General features: G+C 66.7%; 2 protein-coding genes and 1 pseudogene. All 3 read left to right on the forward strand.

Going from position 1 to position 3,783, the window contains the following annotated elements; translation table 11 throughout:
* Positions 1-146: 146 nt before the first annotated feature.
* The gene (flhB, locus tag RT551_RS21375) at positions 147-1,277 is read left to right on the forward strand and encodes a flagellar biosynthesis protein FlhB (protein ID WP_313462205.1); all 1,131 of its coding nucleotides are present in this window, start codon (positions 147-149) and stop codon (positions 1,275-1,277) included.
* 23 nt (positions 1,278-1,300) lie between these two features.
* A complete protein-coding gene (gene flhA, locus RT551_RS21380; RefSeq protein WP_313462207.1) occupies positions 1,301-3,382 on the forward strand; it encodes a flagellar biosynthesis protein FlhA in 2,082 nt (693 codons plus the stop codon).
* A gap of 148 nt (positions 3,383-3,530) precedes the next feature.
* Positions 3,531-3,783, forward strand: a pseudogene (locus RT551_RS21385) (flagellar biosynthesis protein FlhF); the annotation flags it as partial.

Genomic DNA, 3,783 nt, shown 5'->3' on the forward strand with positions numbered 1-3,783 from the left:
CCGTTTGATCCCGAAATCGCCCTTGCATAGGCAGGGGCGAGACGGTATCTACGGACGTACGCCATTCCGTAGAGCCACGCCCTGCGTGGCTGCCGTTGGGCACGGATCTTGCACAACCCCCGGGGATACCCCGGGGTGCGTGAACGATGTCCGACGAAGAACAAGCCGGCGAAAAAACCGAACAACCTACCGAAAAACGCCTGCGCGACGCCCGTGAAGAGGGCAATACCCCGCGCTCGCGCGAACTCGGCACTGCCGCCGTGTTCGGCGCTGCGGTCGCTACGTTGATGGCGTTTTCCGGCACGATGGCGACCAACTCGCGCGAATGGATGAAGGCCGCGCTGAGCCCGGAGCCAGGCCTGCGCCTGCATCCACAGGCCCTGTTCGGCCACTTCGGCGAGCTGACGCTGCAGCTGCTGGTGGCGATGTGGCCGCTGGTGCTGATCTGCCTGCTGGCCAGCCTGCTCTCGCCCCTGGTGATGGACGGCCTGCGCTGGTCCAACAAGTCGCTGATGCCGCAGTTCAACCGGCTCAGCCCGATGGCCGGCATGAAGCGCCTGTACGGGCCCGAGGCCATCGCCGAGTTCATCAAGTCGCTGCTGCGCGTGGCCTTCGTCGGCGTTGCCGCCGGACTGGTGGTGTGGCACGGCATCCGCGGCCTGCGCGACCTGGTCCACCAGCCGCTGGAAGCGGCCATCGTCAACGGCCTGGGCTTCACCCTCAAGCTGATGCTGGCCACCGGTGGCGCGATGGTGCTGCTGGCGGCCATCGATGCGCCGTACCAGCGCTGGAACTGGATGCGCAAGCTGAAGATGACCCGTGAAGAGCTGCGCCGGGAGATGAAGGAAAGCGAGGGCAGCCCGGAAATGAAGGGCCGCATCCGCCAGATGCAGCACCAGATGGCCAACCGCCAGATGATGGAAGCGGTCCCCACCGCCGACGTCGTGGTGGTCAACCCCACCCACTACGCAGTGGCCCTGAAGTATGACGGCGGCAAGATGGGGGCCCCCACCGTGGTCGCGCTGGGGGTGGACGAAACCGCCCTGCGCATCCGCGAAGTGGCCGATGGCAACAAGGTGCCGCTGGTCTCCGCACCGCCTTTGGCACGCGCCTTGTATCGGGAAGGGAAACTCGGCAAGGAAATCCCCGTGAGACTGTATTCGGCCGTGGCCCAGGTCCTCTCCTACGTCTACCAGCTGCGCGCCTGGCGCGGTGGCCCGATGCCGGCTGCGCCGCGTATCGATGTGGATGAATTCGGCAAGGGAGGCCGCCCATGAGCGCCCAGCCCGCCCAAGGTGGCATGAACGCCCGCCGGGTCATGGACATGATCCGCAACGGCCTGGGAGCCCCCCTGATCGTGCTGGCCCTGCTGGCGATGGTGGTGGTACCGCTGGCCGCGCCGGTGCTGGACGCCCTGTTCACCTTCAACATCGCCATCTCCCTGATGGTGCTGCTGGCCGTGGTGTACGTGAAGCGCCCGCTGGACTTCACCATCTTCCCGATCGTGCTGCTGGTTACTACCATGCTGCGGCTGGCCCTGAACGTGGCCTCCACCCGTGTGATCCTGCTGAACGGCCAGGACGGCCATGACGCCGCCGGCAAGGTGATTGCGGCCTTCGGCGAGTTCGTGATCGGCGGCAACTATGCGGTCGGCATCGTGGTGTTCGCGATCCTGACCATCATCAACTTCGTGGTCATCACCAAGGGTGCCGGGCGTGTGTCGGAAGTGACCGCGCGCTTCATCCTGGATGCCATGCCCGGCAAGCAGATGGCGATTGACGCCGACCTCAACGCCGGTTTGCTGACGCGTGAGGAAGCCAAGGTCCGTCGTGAAGAAGTCCGTGAGGAAGCCGACTTCTACGGTGCGATGGACGGTGCCAGCAAGTTCATCCGCGGCGACGCCATCGCCGGCATCCTGATTCTCTTCATCAACATGATCGGCGGCCTGGCCGTCGGCGTCCTCCAGCACGGCATGCCGTTCGGCGACGCTGCCGCCACCTACACCCTGCTGTCCATCGGTGACGGTCTGGTGGCGCAGTTGCCGGCGCTGCTGGTGTCCTCGGCGGTGGCCATGCTGGTCACCCGCGCCTCGCGCTCGCAGGACATGAGCCAGGCCATGATGGGCCAGGCCTTCGGTCAGTACCGGGCGCTGGCGATCACCGCCGCGATCCTGGGCGTGGTCGGCCTGGTGCCCGGCATGCCCAACGTCGCCTTCTTGACGCTGGCCGCCATCCTCGGCTTCATCGCCTGGAAGATCTACAAGAAGCAGCAGGCACCGGCCACCGCCGACGCCGCCCCGCTGGACCCGAACGCCCCGGTCATCGGCCTGCCGGGCGGCACCCCCTCGCCCACCGCTGAACTCACCTGGGACGAACTGCGTCCGGTCGACCCGCTCGGCCTGGAGGTCGGTTACCGGCTGATCCCGCTGGTCGACAAGGCCCACGGCGGCGAGCTGATGGCGCGGATCAAGGGCGTGCGCCGCAAGCTCACCCACGACATCGGCTTCCTGATTCCCTCGGTGCACATCCGTGACAACCTGGAACTGGGGGCGACCACCTACCGCCTGCTGATCCACGGCGTGCCGGTGGCCACCGCGGAGATCCATCCGGACCGCGAACTGGCGCTGGACCCGGGCAGCGCGCTCGGTGCCCTGGAAGGCATTGCCGGCAAAGACCCGGCGTTCGGCCTGGATGCCACCTGGATCCAGCCCCACCAGCGCGCCCACGCCGAATCGATGGGCTACACCGTGGTCGACCCGGCCACCGTGGTCGCCACCCATATGTCGCACCTGATCCGCGAGCATGCGCCGGAACTGCTCGGCTTCGAGGAAGCCCAGCAGCTGCTGGCCAACCTGGCCAAGAGTGCGCCGAAGCTGGTCGAAGACCTCACCCCCAAGGCACTGCCGCTGTCGGTGGTGGTACGGGTGCTGCAGAATCTGCTGATCGAGCGCATTCCGATCCGCCAGCTGCGCAAGATCGCCGAATCGCTGGTCGAGCACGCCCCGCTGAGCCAGGACCCGGGCGTGCTGACCGCCGCGGTGCGTAACGCGCTGGGCCGTTTCATCGTCCAGGAGATCGCCGGAATGTCGCCGGAGCTGCCGGTGTTCACCCTCAACCCGCAATTGGAACGGGTCTTGCAGGAGTCAACACAGGGGAATGGCGCCGCGCTGGAACCCGGACTCGCCGAGCGACTGCATCAAAGCCTGGCCGAATGTGTCGGCAAGCAGGAAGCGAAGAACGAGCCCGCCGTGGTGCTGGTCCCCGCCCCCGTACGTGCCGCGCTGGCACGCCTGGTCCGCCACAGCGTTCCGTCGCTGTCGGTCCTGGCCTACAGCGAGGTACCCGAGGACAAGCGGTTGAAGCTGGTCGGCACGATCAGCTGAGCCGGAACTCCGACAGTACAGCGTCAGAAAACAGACACCACTTCGAACATCACGCAGCAGGAACAGAAGGGAAACCCGGACCGTGCAGACCACCGACAACCAGCGCTTCCCTTCACCCGAACAGCCGCCCAAGTCCCGGTACCACAGCATGAAAATCAAACGCTTTGTCGCTCCCGATATGCGCTCGGCCATGAACCTGGTGCGCAAGGAACATGGCCCCGACGCCGTGATCCTGTCCAATCGCCGGATCGAGGAAGGCGTTGAGATCGTTGCGGCCGCCAACTACGACGAAGGCGCGGTGCAGCGTGCACTGGAAGCGGCACGCAAGGACGTGGCCCCGCCGCCGCCGGCCCCGCGTCCGCGCAGCGCCGCCGATGCGATGATCGCCGCGGTCACCCGCC

This window comes from Stenotrophomonas sp. (assembly GCF_032103445.1).
Taxonomy (GTDB): domain Bacteria; phylum Pseudomonadota; class Gammaproteobacteria; order Xanthomonadales; family Xanthomonadaceae; genus Stenotrophomonas.

What these genes read in the sequence shown, in the direction of transcription:
- flhB (WP_313462205.1), top strand. Translation starts at nt 147, where the DNA reads ATGTCCGACGAAGAACAAGCCGGCGAAAAAACCGAACAACCTACCGAA.
- flhA (WP_313462207.1), top strand. Translation starts at nt 1,301, where the DNA reads ATGAACGCCCGCCGGGTCATGGACATGATCCGCAACGGCCTGGGAGCC.